This window comes from Pseudomonas sp. Snoq117.2 (assembly GCF_900110545.1).
Lineage (GTDB): Bacteria > Pseudomonadota > Gammaproteobacteria > Pseudomonadales > Pseudomonadaceae > Chryseomonas > Chryseomonas benzopyrenica.
Map to the genome: position 1 here is coordinate 19,857 of NZ_FOED01000022.1, position 13,684 is coordinate 33,540.

General features: G+C 69.8%; 15 protein-coding genes. 14 read left to right on the plus strand and 1 reads right to left on the minus strand.

Going from position 1 to position 13,684, the window contains the following annotated elements:
- The first annotated feature begins 42 nt into the window (after positions 1 to 42).
- The 14 genes from BMZ43_RS24555 (at position 43) to BMZ43_RS24620 (ending at position 12,349) form a co-directional block, all read left to right on the plus strand.
- A complete protein-coding gene (locus BMZ43_RS24555; protein WP_256563393.1) occupies positions 43 to 915 on the plus strand; it encodes an LpxL/LpxP family acyltransferase in 873 nt (290 codons plus the stop codon).
- Positions 905 to 2,431 (plus strand): HAL/PAL/TAL family ammonia-lyase, encoded by a 1,527-nt coding sequence (gene hutH / locus BMZ43_RS24560; protein WP_093257478.1) that lies wholly within the window; start codon positions 905 to 907, stop codon positions 2,429 to 2,431. Before BMZ43_RS24555 ends, hutH begins: the two co-directional genes overlap by 11 nt.
- Complete coding sequence (locus tag BMZ43_RS24565) at positions 2,424 to 2,858, plus strand: acyl-CoA thioesterase (RefSeq protein ID WP_059316296.1); 435 nt, start codon at positions 2,424 to 2,426, stop codon at positions 2,856 to 2,858. Before hutH ends, BMZ43_RS24565 begins: the two co-directional genes overlap by 8 nt.
- The gene (locus BMZ43_RS24570; protein ID WP_093257480.1) at positions 2,846 to 3,430 is read left to right on the plus strand and encodes an outer membrane lipoprotein carrier protein LolA; all 585 of its coding nucleotides are present in this window, start codon (positions 2,846 to 2,848) and stop codon (positions 3,428 to 3,430) included. The genes BMZ43_RS24565 and BMZ43_RS24570 overlap by 13 nt, the downstream gene beginning before the upstream one ends.
- The gene (locus BMZ43_RS24575) at positions 3,427 to 5,751 is read left to right on the plus strand and encodes an MMPL family transporter (protein ID WP_093257483.1); all 2,325 of its coding nucleotides are present in this window, start codon (positions 3,427 to 3,429) and stop codon (positions 5,749 to 5,751) included. The genes BMZ43_RS24570 and BMZ43_RS24575 overlap by 4 nt, the downstream gene beginning before the upstream one ends.
- Entirely contained in the window at positions 5,744 to 6,991 is a 1,248-nt protein-coding gene (locus BMZ43_RS24580; RefSeq protein WP_093257486.1) for an NAD(P)/FAD-dependent oxidoreductase, read from the plus strand. Before BMZ43_RS24575 ends, BMZ43_RS24580 begins: the two co-directional genes overlap by 8 nt.
- Complete coding sequence (locus BMZ43_RS24585; protein WP_059316300.1) at positions 6,988 to 7,488, plus strand: hypothetical protein; 501 nt, start codon at positions 6,988 to 6,990, stop codon at positions 7,486 to 7,488. Before BMZ43_RS24580 ends, BMZ43_RS24585 begins: the two co-directional genes overlap by 4 nt.
- Positions 7,485 to 8,669, plus strand: coding sequence for a beta-ketoacyl-[acyl-carrier-protein] synthase family protein (locus BMZ43_RS24590; RefSeq protein WP_093257488.1), 1,185 nt, complete (start codon positions 7,485 to 7,487; stop codon positions 8,667 to 8,669). Before BMZ43_RS24585 ends, BMZ43_RS24590 begins: the two co-directional genes overlap by 4 nt.
- A complete protein-coding gene (locus tag BMZ43_RS24595; RefSeq protein ID WP_093257494.1) occupies positions 8,666 to 9,115 on the plus strand; it encodes a hotdog family protein in 450 nt (149 codons plus the stop codon). Before BMZ43_RS24590 ends, BMZ43_RS24595 begins: the two co-directional genes overlap by 4 nt.
- On the plus strand, positions 9,112 to 9,849 hold the full coding sequence (gene fabG, locus BMZ43_RS24600) for a 3-oxoacyl-ACP reductase FabG (protein ID WP_064308899.1): 738 nt from the start codon (positions 9,112 to 9,114) through the stop codon (positions 9,847 to 9,849). Before BMZ43_RS24595 ends, fabG begins: the two co-directional genes overlap by 4 nt.
- Positions 9,849 to 11,081: a beta-ketoacyl-ACP synthase gene (locus BMZ43_RS24605; RefSeq protein ID WP_093257497.1), complete on the plus strand. Its 1,233-nt coding sequence runs from the start codon at positions 9,849 to 9,851 to the stop codon at positions 11,079 to 11,081. The genes fabG and BMZ43_RS24605 overlap by 1 nt, the downstream gene beginning before the upstream one ends.
- 23 nt (positions 11,082 to 11,104) lie before the next feature.
- Positions 11,105 to 11,503 carry a hypothetical protein gene (locus BMZ43_RS24610; protein ID WP_093257500.1) on the plus strand — a complete coding sequence of 133 codons (399 nt, stop codon included), beginning with the start codon at positions 11,105 to 11,107 and terminating at the stop codon, positions 11,501 to 11,503.
- 100 nt (positions 11,504 to 11,603) lie between these two features.
- A complete protein-coding gene (locus BMZ43_RS24615) occupies positions 11,604 to 12,053 on the plus strand; it encodes an excinuclease (protein ID WP_093257502.1) in 450 nt (149 codons plus the stop codon).
- 59 nt (positions 12,054 to 12,112) lie between these two features.
- Complete coding sequence (locus BMZ43_RS24620) at positions 12,113 to 12,349, plus strand: hypothetical protein (protein ID WP_017642740.1); 237 nt, start codon at positions 12,113 to 12,115, stop codon at positions 12,347 to 12,349.
- Positions 12,350 to 12,740: 391 nt separating this feature from the next.
- Here BMZ43_RS24620 and ilvA read toward each other — a convergent pair.
- The coding region (gene ilvA, locus BMZ43_RS24625; protein ID WP_093257505.1) for a threonine ammonia-lyase, biosynthetic at positions 12,741 to 13,684 on the minus strand (944 nt) is incomplete at its 5' end.

Sequence of the window (13,684 nt, forward strand, 5' to 3'; positions counted from 1 at the left end):
GGCCACTGGGCGCAGCAGCGCGAGCGTGGCAGCCCCGTGCTGATGCGCCTCACCGCCTGGCTGGCGCGGCACCTGGGCCGCCGCGCCATCGCTCCGCTGTTGCGGCTGATCGTGCTGTACTTCTTCCTGTTCGGCGCCCGCGCCCGCCGCGGCATCCGCGAATACCAGCAGCGCCTGGCCGCCTGGAGCGGCCGTCCCGAGCTCAAGCCCGACTGGCGCAGCGGCTATGCCCAGTTCATGGCCTTCGCCGAAGCCCTGCTGGACAAGCTCGACGCCTGGAACGGCCGCCTCGGCCTGGATCAGGTGCAACTGCACGACCCGGATCAGGTGCACAGCCGCATGCACGCGCCGCGCGGCGAGATCCTGGTCACCGCCCACCTGGGCAACCTCGAAGTCTGTCGCGCCCTGGCCCAGCTGGGGCGGCGGGTGCGCCTCAATGTACTGGTGCACACCCGCCATGCCGAGGCCTTCAATCGTCTACTGGAAGAGGCCGGCGCCAGCGATCTGCGGCTGATCCAGGTCAGCGAGCTGGACCCGGCGGTGATGCTGCAGCTCAGCGAGCGCCTGGAGCGCGGCGAATGGCTGGCCATCGCTGGCGACCGGGTGCCGCTGCATGGCGGCCGGACCGTCGAGGTGGATTTCCTCGGCGCGCCGGCGCCCTTCCCCCAGGGCCCCTGGCTGCTGGCGCACCTGCTGCGCTGCCCGACCAACCTGCTGTTCTGCCTGCGCGAAGCCGACGGCTACCACCTCTACCTGGAAGACTTCGCGCCGGCCCCGGCCTGGCGTCGCCAGGAGCGTGCCGCCGGCATCCAGGGCCTGGCCCAGGCCTATGCCGAGCGCCTCGCCGCCCATTGCCTCAAGGCGCCGCGGCAGTGGTTCAACTTCTACCCCTTCTGGAGTCGCGATGAACGCTAGTGTTCGCTTTGGTAGCCAGGCCCTCGCCATCGAAGACCTGGTCGCCCTGGCCGAGGGCCGGGCCCAGGCCGAATTGCAGGACGACGCGGCCTTTCGCGACGGCATCGCCCGCGGCGCGCGCTTCGTCGATTCGCTGCTGGCCCGCGAGGGTTCGGTCTACGGCATCACCACCGGCTACGGCGATTCCTGCGTGGTCGCCGTACCCCTCGCCCAGGTCGAGGCGCTGCCGCGTCAGCTCTACACCTTCCACGGTTGCGGCCTGGGGCGCCATCTGGATGCGGCGGCGACCCGGGCGGTGCTAGCGGCGCGATTGCAGTCGCTGTGCCAGGGCGTCTCCGGGGTGCGCGTCGAGCTGCTCGAACGTCTCACCGCCTTCCTGCGCGAAGACATCCTTCCGCTGATCCCCGAAGAGGGCTCGGTGGGCGCCAGTGGTGATCTCACCCCGCTGTCCTATGTGGCCGCCGCCCTCTGCGGCGAGCGCCAGGTGCTCTGGCGCAATGAGATACGGAAAGCAGCGGACGTCCATGCCGAGCTGGGCTGGACGCCGCTGGTGCTCAGGCCCAAGGAAGCCCTGGCGCTGATGAACGGCACCGCGGTGATGACCGGCCTGGCCTGCCTGGCCTTTTCCCGCGCCGAGTACCTGCTGCGCCTGGCGACGCGCATCACCGCGCTCAACGTGGTGGCCCTGGCCGGCAACCCCGAGCACTTCGACCAGCGCCTGTTCGCCGCCAAGCCCCATCCGGGCCAGGGCCAGGTGGCCGCCTGGCTGCGCGCGGATCTGGCCGCAGAGGGTCCGGCCGCGCCCCTGCACCGCCTGCAGGACAGATATTCGCTGCGCTGCGCGCCCCATGTCCTGGGCGTGCTGGCCGACAGCCTGCCCTGGCTGCGCCAGTTCATCGAGACCGAACTCAACAGCGCCAACGACAATCCGCTGATCGACGCCGAGGACGAGCGGGTGCTGCACGGCGGCCACTTCTATGGCGGCCATATCGCCTGCGCCATGGACAGTCTCAAGACCCTGGTGGCCAACGTCGCCGACCTGCTCGACCGCCAGCTCGCCCTCTTGGCGGATGCGCGCTACAACCATGGCCTGCCGGGCAATCTCTCCGGCGCCCTGGCCGAGCGGGCCATGCTCAACCACGGCTTCAAGGCGGTGCAGATCGGCGCCAGCGCCTGGACCGCCGAGGCGCTCAAGGGCACCCTGCCGGCCAGCGTCTTCTCCCGTTCCACCGAATGCCACAACCAGGACAAGGTCAGCATGGGCACCATCGCCGCCCGCGACGCCCTGCGCGTGCTGGAGCTCACCGAGCAGGTGGCCGCCGCCACCCTGCTGGCCGCGCAGCAGGGCGTCTGGCTCAGGTGCGAGCAGGGCGGGCAACCGCCCGCGCCCCTGGCCGCCATGCACCGCGCGCTGGGCGAGACCTTCCCGCCACTGATCGAAGACCGTGCCCTGGAAGCCGAACTGCGCCAGACCCTGACCCTGATTCGCGCCCGCCACTGGAGGCCCTATGCGTAAGACCGGTGCCCTGCAGGTCGAGGTGGAGATGCAGATCCCCTTCTTCGACGTCGACATGATGGAAATCGCCTGGCACGGCCATTATGTGAAGTACCTGGAGGTGGCGCGTTGCGCGCTGCTCGACCGCCTCGACCATAACTACCTGCAGATGCGCGACTCCGGCTATGGCTGGCCGGTGATCGACCTGCAGATCCGCTACATCCGTCCGCTGCTGTTCCAGCAACGCGTCCGCGTCCGCGCCGATCTGGTGGAGTGGGAGCATCGCCTCAAGCTCAACTACCTGATCAGCGACGCTGCCACCGGTGAGCGCCTGACCCGCGCCAGCACCGTGCAGGTCGCCGTGGACATGGCCAGCCGCGAGATGCAGCTGGCCTCGCCCAAGGTCTTCATCGACGCCGTGGAGAGGGCCCTGGCATGCGCACGCTGATCGCTCTGCTATTCATCCTGGCCGCGCCCCTGGCCCAGGCCTTCGATCTCGACGACCTGGCCGCCCAGCTGGCGCGCCCCGCGGCGGTCGAGGGCAGCTTCGTCCAGCAGCGCTATCTGCGCGCCCTGCCGCAACCGCTGACCAGCAGCGGTCACTTCACCCTGGCCCGCGGCCTGGGCCTGCTCTGGCGGCTGGAAAAGCCCCTGGCGCAGACCTATCGCATCACCCCCGGCGCCATCGCCAAGCAGACGCCGACGGGCTGGACGCCCCTGCCCGGCAGTGACCTGGCCGCGCGCCAGAGCGCACTGTTCCTGGCCGTGCTCAGCGGTGACCGCAGCGGCCTGGAACGCGACTTCGAGCTGGCCCTGACAGGCGACGCCAATCACTGGCAGCTGCGCCTGACCCCACGCGGCGCGCTGCTCAATCAGGTGTTCGACGGCATCCTCATCCAGGGCGGTGCCCTGGTCGAACAGGTGGAGATCCGCGAGACCCAGGGCGACCGCAGCCTGCTCAGGCTGGACGGCCAGCCTAGCGACACCCTGAGCGCCGAGCAGCGCGCGGTCTTCCAGTGACCCGGCTGCAGCGCCCCTTCCTGCTGTTGCTCCTGGCCCTGCTGGCGCTCAGCGCCTGGCAGTGGCGCCACGGGCCGCCAGTGGCTGCCGATCTGCTGGCGCTCTTGCCCCAGGGCGCCGGCGACGCCCTTACCCAGCAGGCCGAGGCGCGCATGGCCGAGCCGCTCAATCGCGAGGTGCTCCTGCTGGTGGGTCATCCCCAGCGCGAGCGGGTGGCCGCCCTGGCCGAGCGCCTGGGTCAGGCCTGGTCCCATGAGCCGCTGTTCGAAAAGGTGCAGTGGCAGCTGACGCCGGATCTGCCCGGCCTGCGCCAGCAACTCCTGGCCAGTCGCCTGGCGCTGACACCGGGGCCGGCGCGCGACGCGTTGCTCAAGACGCCCGACAGCTATCTGCAGGCCCGGGCCGCGGCGCTCTTCGATCCCTTCGCCGGCGCCGGCGCCCTGCCCCTGGAGCAGGACTGGTTCGGCCTCGGCCTGCTGGTGCAGCGCCAGCTCACTCCGGCCAGCAAGGTGCAATTCGACGCCGGCAGCGGCCTGCTGCTGACCCAGGGCGACGGCCTGACTTGGGCCCTGATCCGCGCCCGTACCCGCGCCGATGCCTTCGACTTCGATGCCCCGCCGCGGGTGGAGGCCCTGATCGAGGCCGCCCGCCGTGAGGTGGTCGCGGATGGCGGCCAGCTACTCGCCGCCAGCGGACTGAGATACGCCGCCGCCGGCCAGGCCACCGCCAGTCGCGAGATGTCGCTGATCGGCGGCCTGGCCACCCTTGGCACCCTGGCCCTGCTGCTGGGGCTGTTCCGCCGCTGGCGGGTGCTGCTCAGCCTGCTGGCGGTGGGCGTGGCCCTCCTGGCCGGCAGCGCCGCCTGCGTGCTGCTGTTCGGCCAGATCAACGCCCTCACCCTGATCCTCGGCGCCAGCCTGACCGGGGTGGCCGCCGACTACCCGCTGCACTACCTGAGCAAGAGCTGGAAGGGTGGCCCCTGGAATGCCACGGCCATCCTGCGCCAGACCCTGCCGGGATTGTCCCTGAGCCTGGCGACCAATCTGCTGGGCTACCTGGCGCTGGCCTGCACGCCCTTTCCGGCGCTGACCCAGGTGGCGGTGTTCTCCGCCGCCGGCCTGATCGGCGCCTACCTCACCACCGTCTGCCTCTTGCCGGCCTGGTGGCAGCGCCTGGACCTGGCACCGCCCGCCGCGCCCCTGCGGCTGATGCAGCGCCTGCTCGACCTGCGACTGCGCCTGCTGGCGCGCACCGGCAGCCTGCCGCTGCTGCTGGCGCTGCTGGCCTTTTGCGGCGCGGGCGTCTGGCAACTGCACCTGCAGAACGACCTGCGCCTCTGGCTTGGCCAGGACCCGGCGCTGACCCGCGAAGCCCAGGCCATCGCCCGCCTTACCGGGCTGCAACCCACCAGCCAGTTCTTCCTGGTGCGCGGGACGGATGCCGATGAGGTGCTGCACCGCCAGGCCGCCCTGGGTCAGCGCTTGGATAGCCTGGTCAGTCAGGGTCAGCTGCAGGGCTATCGCGCCCTCAGCGGCCTGGTCGCCCCCGCCGCGGCCCAGGCCGAACTGCGCCAGGCCCTGGCCGGTTGGGGCGAGCGCCTGCAACCCCTGCTGGCGGTAGGCATTCCGGCCGAGGCGCTGGACGCCGAACTGAGGCAACTGCATCAGCTACCCGACCTGAGTCTCGACCAGGCCCTGGCCGGCCCGCTGGGCGAGCCCTGGCGACCGCTCTGGCTGGGCCGCACGGCCGATGGCGGCGCGGCCGGCCTGGTCAGCCTGCAAGGGCTGGGCAACGCCCAGGTTCTGCAGACGGTGGCCGAGGGCTTGCCTGGCGTGCAGCTGGTGGATCGCCTCGGCGAACTACGCGGGCTGTTCCTCCATACCCAGCGCCTGGCGGTGGAGCTCAAGCTACTGGCCTCGGGCGCCATCTTCCTCCTGCTGCTCTGGGCTTTCGGTCGCCGCGCGGCGCTGCGTATCGTCTGCCTGCCGCTGCTGGCGGCCCTCGCGGCCCTGGCCTGCCTGGGGTGGCTGGGTCAGCCGCTGACCCTGTTCAGCCTCTTCGCCCTGCTGCTCATCACCGCCATCGGCGTGGACTACGCCATCCTCATGCACGAGGCCATCGGCGGCGCGGCGGTCAGTCTGCTCGGCGGCCTGCTGTCCGGCGTCGGCAGCTGGCTGTCGTTTGGTCTGCTGATGCTCAGCAGCACCCCGGCCATCGCCAACTTCGGCCTGGCCATCAGCCTGGGCCTAGTGTTCAGCTTCCTGCTGGCGCCCTGGGCCTCGCCCCCCGTCTCCCACGAAAAGGACCTTCGTCATGGTTGAACATCACCCCCTGGTCGTCATCGGTGCCGGCCCGGCCGGCGCCGTAGTCGCCGCCCTGCTCAAGCGTCGCGGCCATCCGGTACTGGTGCTGGAAGCCCAGCACTTCCCGCGCTTTTCCATCGGCGAGAGCCTGCTCTCCCACAGCCTGGACTTCGTCGAGGAAGCCGGGATGCTGCCGGCGGTCGAGGCCGCCGGTTTCCAGACCAAGGTCGGCGCGGCCTTCGCCTGGGGCGAGCGCTACACCGACTTCGACTTTCGCGACACCTACAGCGGCGGGCGCAGCACCTTCCAGGTCCAGCGCGGCCCCTTCGACAAGATCCTCGCCGACGACGCCGCGCGCCAGGGCGTGGCGATCCGCTATGGCCAGCGGGTGACCGCCGTGACCCTGGGCGAAGGCGGTGAAAGAACCCGGATCGAGGTGCTGGGCGACGACGGCCAGGCCTATGCGCTGACCACCGACTTCCTGCTCGACGCCAGTGGCTACGGGCGGGTGCTGCCACGCCTGCTGGACCTGGAGGCCCCGTCGGACTTCCCGGTGCGTCGCGCCCTCTTCACCCATGTCGAGGATCGCATCGACGATCCCGGCTTCGACCGCGAACGCATCCTCATCACCACCCATCCGACCCTGCGCGACGTCTGGTTCTGGACCATCCCCTTCAGCGACGGCCGCACCTCGCTCGGGGTGGTGGCCGCCGCCGAGCGCTATGCCGGACGCGCCCCCGATCTCGCCACCTGTCTGCGCGACTGGGTGGCCGAGACCCCGAGCCTGGCCCGGGTGCTGCACAATGCGGTCTGGGATACCCCGGTGCGCGAGCTGGGCGGCTATGCGGCCAACGTCAAGCGCCTGCACGGCCCCGGCTTCGCCCTGCTGGGCAACGCCGCCGAGTTTCTCGACCCGGTGTTTTCCTCGGGCGTCACCATCGCCCTGCGCTCGGCTAGCCTGGCCGCGCCCCTGGTGGATCGCCAGCTGCGTGGCGAGGCGGTGGACTGGGAGGGCGAATTCGCCCGACCGCTCAAGGCGGGCGTCGATACGTTCCGTGCCTATGTGGAGGGCTGGTACGATGGCAGCTTCCAGGACGTCATCTATTTCGAGAACGCCGACCCCGAGATCCGCCGCATGATCTGCGCCATTCTCGCCGGCTACGCCTGGGACCTTCGCAACCCCTTCGTCAAGGAGCCCAAGCGGCGCCTGCGCCTGCTCGTCGAGCTCTGCCAGCTGAATTCGGCCCACCCTGCATGACCCTGCCCCGTCCGCTCGTCTTCGCGCTGGCCTGCCTGCTACTGCTCGCCGCCTGCGCCAGCCAACCGCCACTGCCCAGCAGTCCGCCACCGCTGGCGCACACGCTCGTCTATCAGGTGGAGCGCCAGACCGCCGAGGGCAGCGACGCCCTGCTGCTGGCCATCCAGCCGGAAGGCCAAGCCCTGCGCTTTTCCCTGTTCGATCCGCTGGGTGTGCCCCAGGCGCGCCAGCGCCTGCTCGACGGCGCCTGGCACGCCGACGGCCTGCTGCCGCCCAATCCCCGGGCGCGCACCTTCTTCAGCGTACTGCTGTTCGCCCTGACCCCGGCCGACCAACTGCCGCAGGCCTATGCCGCGGGCGACTGGCAACAGGCCGCCGATGGCAGCCGTAGCCTCAAGGACTGGCAGGTGCGCTATCCCGCTGCCGACCGCCTGGAGCTGCAGGCACCAGACGGGTCGCGCTATCGCCTGACCCTGCTGCCGGAGTCCGCGCCTTGAGCGCCTACCTGAACGCCCTGGGGCTGCTCTGCGCCCTGGGCCAGGGCAAGGCCGAGGTGGCGCGCGGCCTGTTCGCCGGCGACACGGCAGGCATGCAGCCCACCCCGGGCTGGATCCCCGAGCGCCAGCCGCCGGTGGGTACCGTCAGCGCCGCCCTGCCGGCCTGGCCTACCGACTGGGCCCCCTTCTTCAGTCGCAACAACCAGCTCCTGCTGGCGGCCCTGACCGAGATCGAGCCTCAGGTGCGCCAGGCCATCGAGCGCCACGGTCCTGCGCGCATCGGCGTGGTGCTGGGTACCAGTACCTCCGGCATTCACGAGGCCAGCCTGGGCATCGCCGTGCACCAGCGCAGCGGCCAACTGCCCGAGGGCTATCAGTACGCCCAGCAGGAGCTGGTGGCGCCGGCCGATTTCCTCGCCCGCTACCTGGGCCTGAGCGGCCCCTGCTATGGTCTCTCCACCGCCTGCACCAGCAGCGCCCGCGCCCTGCTCAGCGCCCGTCGGCTGCTGGTCCAGGGACATTGCGATGCCGTGCTCTGCGGTGGCGTCGACAGCCTCTGCGGCCTGACCCTGAACGGCTTCGCTGCCCTGGAAGCGGTCAGCGAACGCCTGTGCAATCCCTTCTCGGTCAATCGCTGCGGCATCAACATCGGCGAGGGCGCGGCGCTGTTCCTGCTGACCCGCGAGCCCGGCCCCATCGCCCTGCTCGGCGGCGGCGCCAGTTCCGATGCCCACCACATCTCTGCCCCCGACCCCAGCGGTCGGGGCGCCGTCCAGGCCATGCAGGCGGCGCTGCGCGCCAGCGGCCTGCAGCCGGGCGACATCGGCTATCTCAACCTGCACGGCACCGCCACGCCACACAACGACGCCATGGAAAGCCACGCCACCCATGAGGTGTTCCTGGCCGGGGTGCCCTGCTCCTCGACCAAGCCGCTGACCGGCCATACCCTCGGCGCCGCCGGCGCCCTGGAAGCCGCCTTCGCCTGGTTGACCTTGGACCCGCAGCTCAACCCGGCCGGCCAGCTGCCGCCGCAGCGCTGGGACGGCCAGGCCGATCCTGCCCTGCCACGCCTGGCGCTGGCCCACGCCGACAGCCGTCTGGACGGCCGCCGCCACGCCATGAGCAACAGCTTCGCCTTTGGCGGCAGCAACGTCAGCCTTATCCTTGGAGCCACGCCATGATCCCCTGGCCCCTCGCCGAGCTGGTGCCCCACGCCGGCGACATGCTGCTGATCGAGGAAATCCTCGCCTGCGACGACCAGGGCATCGAGACCCGCCTGGTGGTGCGCCCCGGCCTCTTCACGGACGCCGACGGCGCCCTGCCGGCCTGGATCGGCGTGGAGCTGATGGCCCAGAGCGTGGCCGCCTTCGCTGGCTGCCAGGCGCGCCGCCGCGGCGAGGCCCCGGCCCTGGGTTTCCTGCTCGGCACCCGCCAGTTCGCCTGCGACGTGGCGGCCTTTCCCGCCGGCGGTGAGTTGCGCATCCAGGCCCAGCCGGCACTGCAGAATGACGATGGCATGGCCATCTTCGACTGCCATCTGCAGGGCCCTGGCTGCCAGGCCAGCGCCCGCCTGAACGTCTATCGTCCGCCCCGGGCGGATCTGTATCTACAGGAGACCGCGCCATGAGCGTTGCCCCCGCCCCGGTCCTGGTGACCGGTTCCAGCCGCGGCCTGGGCCGCGCCATCGCCCTGCGCCTGGCCGCCGCCGGGCACGACCTAGTGCTGCACTGCCGCAGCCGTCGCGAAGAAGCCGAGGCCGTCCGCACCGAGGTCGAGGCCCTGGGCCGCACGGCCCGGGTGCTGCAATTCGACGTCGGCGACCGCGCCGCCTGCGCGGCCATCCTCGAGGCCGATACCGAAGCCCACGGCGGCTACTATGGTGTGGTCTGCAATGCCGGCCTGACCCGCGACGGCGCCTTCCCGGCGCTGACCGGAGAGGACTGGGACGTGGTGCTGCGCACCAATCTCGACGGCTTCTACAATGTCCTGCACCCGGTGGTCATGCCGATGATCCGCCGCCGCGCGCCGGGGCGTATCGTCTGTATCACCTCGGTCTCCGGGCTGATCGGCAATCGCGGCCAGGTCAACTACAGCGCCTCCAAGGCGGGGCTGATCGGCGCCGCCAAGGCCCTGGCGGTGGAGCTGGCCAAGCGCAAGATCACCGTCAACTGCGTCGCCCCGGGGCTGATCGACACCGAGATCCTCGACGAGCATGTGCCGGTGGACAAGATTCTCGAGATGATCCCCGCCGGGCGCATGGGCACCCCCGAGGAGGTGGCCCACGCGGTGGCCTTCCTGCTCGCACCCGAGGCCGGCTACATCACCCGCCAGGTGCTGGCGGTCAATGGAGGGCTGTGCTGATGATCGATCGTCGCGTCGTGATCACCGGGATGGCCGGCGTCACCGCCCTGGGCAGTGACTGGCCGACCATCCGCGACCACTTCCTGGCCGGCCACAGCGGCATCCGCCGCATGGACGCCTGGGACCGCTATACCGAGATGAATACCCGCCTGGGCGGGCCCATCGTCGACTTCCAGGTACCCAGCCACTGGACGCGCAAGCAGTTGCGCAGCATGGGCCGCGTCTCCCAGCTGGCGGTGGCCGCCGCCGAGCGCGCCCTGGCCGATGCCGGACTGCTGAATGATCCCGGCATCGCCGATGGCCGCATGGGCGTGGCCTGCGGTTCCTCCACCGGCAGCACCGACGACATCAAGGCGCTGGCTAACATGCTGCTCAGCGACGCCGCGGTGGGGCTCAACGCCAACACCTATGTGCGCATGATGCCGCACACCGCCGCCGCCAACCTGAGCCTGTTCTTTGGCCTCAAGGGCCGGCTGATTCCCACCTCCAGCGCCTGCACCAGCGGCAGCCAGGGCATCGGCTACGCCTACGAAGCCATCAAGTTCGGCCGCCTGCCGCTGATGCTGGCGGGCGGCGCCGAAGAACTCTGTCCCAGCGAGGCCATGGTCTTCGACACCCTCTATGCCACCAGCCTGCGCAACGATGCGCCCCACACCTCGCCGCGTCCCTACGACAAGGGACGCGACGGCCTGGTGATCGGCGAAGGCGCCGGCATCCTGGTGCTGGAAGAGCTGGAACACGCCCTGGCGCGCGGCGCGCACATCCACGCCGAGATCGTCGGCTTCGGCAGCAATGCCGACGGCCAGCACTCCACCCGCCCCGAACAGGCCACCATGCAGCGCGCCATGGAGCTGGCCCTGGAAGACGCCGGGCTGACGCCGGAGGTCATCGGCTACGTCAACGGTCACGGCACGGCCACCGAACAGGGCGACATCGCCGAGACCCGGGCCACCCAGGCGCTGTTCGGCTCCGGCATGCCCATCAGCTCGCAGAAGAGCTACCTGGGCCATACCCTTGGGGCCTGTGGCGCCCTGGAGTCCTGGTTCAGCATCGCCATGATGAACGAAGAGCGTTTCATACCGACGCTCAACCTCGACGATCTGGACCCCCAGTGCGGCGAGCTGGACTATCTGCGTGACGGACCGCGGACCCTGCGTACCGATCATGTGATGAACAATAATTTCGCCTTTGGCGGGGTCAACACCTCGCTGATCTTCCGCCGCTGGTCCTGATGGCCATTTCCCGAGGTATTCCCATGTTGCGTCGCCTGCTGCTCGTCTCCGCTCTGCTGTTCCTGGCGGCCTGCACCCGCGCGCCCCTGGTGACGCCCCAGGAGGTCTTCCCCGCTGACCGGGTGGAGAACGCCGCCGACGTTCGCCGCGCCATCGTCGATACCCTCGAACGCCGCGGCTGGACGGTGGGCCAGGAAAGCCCCGGCCTGGTGGTCGCCAGTATCGTGGTGCGCAACCACCATCAGGCCTGGGTCGACATCCCTTACAGTACCAAGGGCTACCAGATCCGCTACCGCGACAGTGCCGGCCTCGACTACGACGGCGAGCGCATCCATCGCAACTACAACAAGTGGGTCCAGCTGCTCGACGCCGACATCCGCCGGCGACTGCAGCTGCCGGCCCCCGCTGCCGACGCGGAGTAACGGCCCTCGGCTTGCGCGATATCGCAGAACACCGCCCCAAGGCTGACGGGACGGACGTTCTGGGTTAAACAGTCACCTTCACCCCCACAAGGAAGTCACCATGCGCCTCATCGCTCCCGCCCTTGCCCTCACCCTGAGCCTGGCCACCCTGCTCCCCACCGCCGCCCAGGCCCGCGACACCACCCTGCAGCTGCCCTTCGCCGAGGTGGTCCAGGAAGCCCTGGCCGCCAAGCGCCTGGATGGCAGCGTCAAGTTCTACCTGGCCGGCAACCCGGTGCCGGGCAAGGCCACGGTGGTCAATTCCAGCATCACCACCAACCAGAAGACCAACGCCTTCAACAAGACCGACGAGGTCGCCTGCCGCTGGGTGCTGCAATCGGCGCTGATCCGCCTGCAGGAAGCGGCCAAGGCCGCCGGTGCCAATGCCGTCACCGACATCACCAGCTACTACAAGAAGAACGAGTGGAGTGATCCCACCCGCTACGAATGCCACGCCGGCGCCTTCATCGCCGGCGTCGCCCTCAAGGGCAAGCTGGTGATCCTCAAGTAGCCCGGAACGGCGGCGCGTCCGGGCGGGTCTGTCTAGAGACCTACCTGGAGGCCGCCGTTATGCCCCACTTTCGCGTCCACTACCGCAAGGACGGCGAACCCCGCCAGCTCGATCTCGACCATCCGCAGGCGACGCTCGCGCCCCATGAAGCGGCCCTCGCCGTGCTGGAACACCTGCGCGCCGACGCCGAGAACAGCCTGGCCCTGCCGCCTGCCGATGCCCCCGCCGCGGCCATCATGCGGCAAGCCGAAGTGCATGGGTTGACAGATATCAGCGTGGAGGAGCCGGCGTCGTAGGTTGGCGCTGAGCGCGGCGAAGCCCAACGGGCGGGACTAGCGGCGTTTGGCCTCCCTCACCCCAGCCCTCTCCCAGAGGGAGAAGGGGCGGTCTGGTTCAGCGTTGGCTTATGGGCTCATCGCGCCCCTGGCGATCCGCCGATGCGGGTGCTCCGGGAGTCCGATATTTCGCTCATCGCGGCCATGGGCCGCTCCTACAATGACATCTGGACCTGTAGGAGCGGCCCATGGCCGCGATCAGGCGTACTCAACCGTAGCGTGGAAAGCCGCGCAGCGTTTTCCACTGACGGGCTCCGGTACCAACGGTGGATAAGGCTGCGCCGTTATCCACCCTACCCGGATGCCCCCGTAGGTTGGCGCTGAGCGCGGTGAAGCCCAACACCACCAGACCTTAGCCCAGGAACAACCGGTACGCCGGATTCTCGGTCTCGTCCCAATAGCGATAGCCGATGGCATCCAGGGTTGCCAACAGCTCGCCCCGCTCGGCGTGACTGGCCTCCAGCGCCGCGAATACCCGCCCGTCCGCCGCGCCATGGTTACGATAATGGAACATGCTGATGTTCCAGCGGCCGCCTAGCTTTTCAAGGAAATCGAACAGCGCCCCGGGTCGCTCGGGGAATTCGAAGCGAAACACCTGTTCCTGGTCGACCCGCATGGCATGGCCACCCACGGTGTGGCGGATGTGCAGCTTGGCCAGTTCGTTGTCGGTCAGGTCCAGCACCGGAAAACCCTGGTCGCGTAGTCCCTGCAGCAAGGCCTCACGCGGATCGCGCTGGGGATGGGTCTGAACGCCGACGAAGATATGGGCTTCCTGGCCGGTGTGGTAGCGATAGTTGAATTCGGTGATCTGCCGCCGGCCCAGGGCTTCGCAGAAGGCCCGAAAGCTGCCCGGCCGCTCGGGGATGGTCACGGCGATGATGGCTTCGCGCTGTTCGCCCAGTTCGGCGCGTTCGGCCACGTGTCTCAGGCGGTCGAAGTTGACGTTGGCGCCGGAATCGATGGCCACCAGCACCTGGCCGCCACCGCCCGCGCGCTCGGCGTACTTCTTGATCCCGGCCACGCCCAGGGCGCCAGCCGGTTCGGTGATGGAGCGGGTGTCGTCGTAGATGTCCTTGATCGCCGCGCAGATCTCGTCGCTGCTGACGGTGATCACCTCGTCCACATAGCGCCGGCAGATCTCGAAGGTATGGTGGCCGATCTGGGCCACGGCCACGCCGTCGGCGAACAACCCCACCCGCGGCAGGACCACCCGCTCACCAGCCGCCATGGCCTGCTGCAGGCAGTTGGAGTCGTCCGGCTCGACGCCTATAACCTTGATTTCGGGGCGCAGGTATT

Bases quoted from the DNA above. Each gene is read 5' to 3' on its own strand.
- BMZ43_RS24555 (WP_256563393.1), top strand. From the start codon at position 43: ATGCGCCTCACCGCCTGGCTGGCGCGGCACCTGGGCCGCCGCGCCATC.
- hutH (WP_093257478.1), top strand. From the start codon at position 905: ATGAACGCTAGTGTTCGCTTTGGTAGCCAGGCCCTCGCCATCGAAGAC.
- BMZ43_RS24565 (WP_059316296.1), top strand. From the start codon at position 2,424: ATGCGTAAGACCGGTGCCCTGCAGGTCGAGGTGGAGATGCAGATCCCC.
- BMZ43_RS24570 (WP_093257480.1), top strand. From the start codon at position 2,846: ATGCGCACGCTGATCGCTCTGCTATTCATCCTGGCCGCGCCCCTGGCC.
- BMZ43_RS24580 (WP_093257486.1), top strand. From the start codon at position 5,744: ATGGTTGAACATCACCCCCTGGTCGTCATCGGTGCCGGCCCGGCCGGC.
- BMZ43_RS24585 (WP_059316300.1), top strand. From the start codon at position 6,988: ATGACCCTGCCCCGTCCGCTCGTCTTCGCGCTGGCCTGCCTGCTACTG.
- BMZ43_RS24595 (WP_093257494.1), top strand. From the start codon at position 8,666: ATGATCCCCTGGCCCCTCGCCGAGCTGGTGCCCCACGCCGGCGACATG.
- fabG (WP_064308899.1), top strand. From the start codon at position 9,112: ATGAGCGTTGCCCCCGCCCCGGTCCTGGTGACCGGTTCCAGCCGCGGC.
- BMZ43_RS24605 (WP_093257497.1), top strand. From the start codon at position 9,849: ATGATCGATCGTCGCGTCGTGATCACCGGGATGGCCGGCGTCACCGCC.
- BMZ43_RS24610 (WP_093257500.1), top strand. From the start codon at position 11,105: ATGTTGCGTCGCCTGCTGCTCGTCTCCGCTCTGCTGTTCCTGGCGGCC.
- BMZ43_RS24615 (WP_093257502.1), top strand. From the start codon at position 11,604: ATGCGCCTCATCGCTCCCGCCCTTGCCCTCACCCTGAGCCTGGCCACC.
- BMZ43_RS24620 (WP_017642740.1), top strand. From the start codon at position 12,113: ATGCCCCACTTTCGCGTCCACTACCGCAAGGACGGCGAACCCCGCCAG.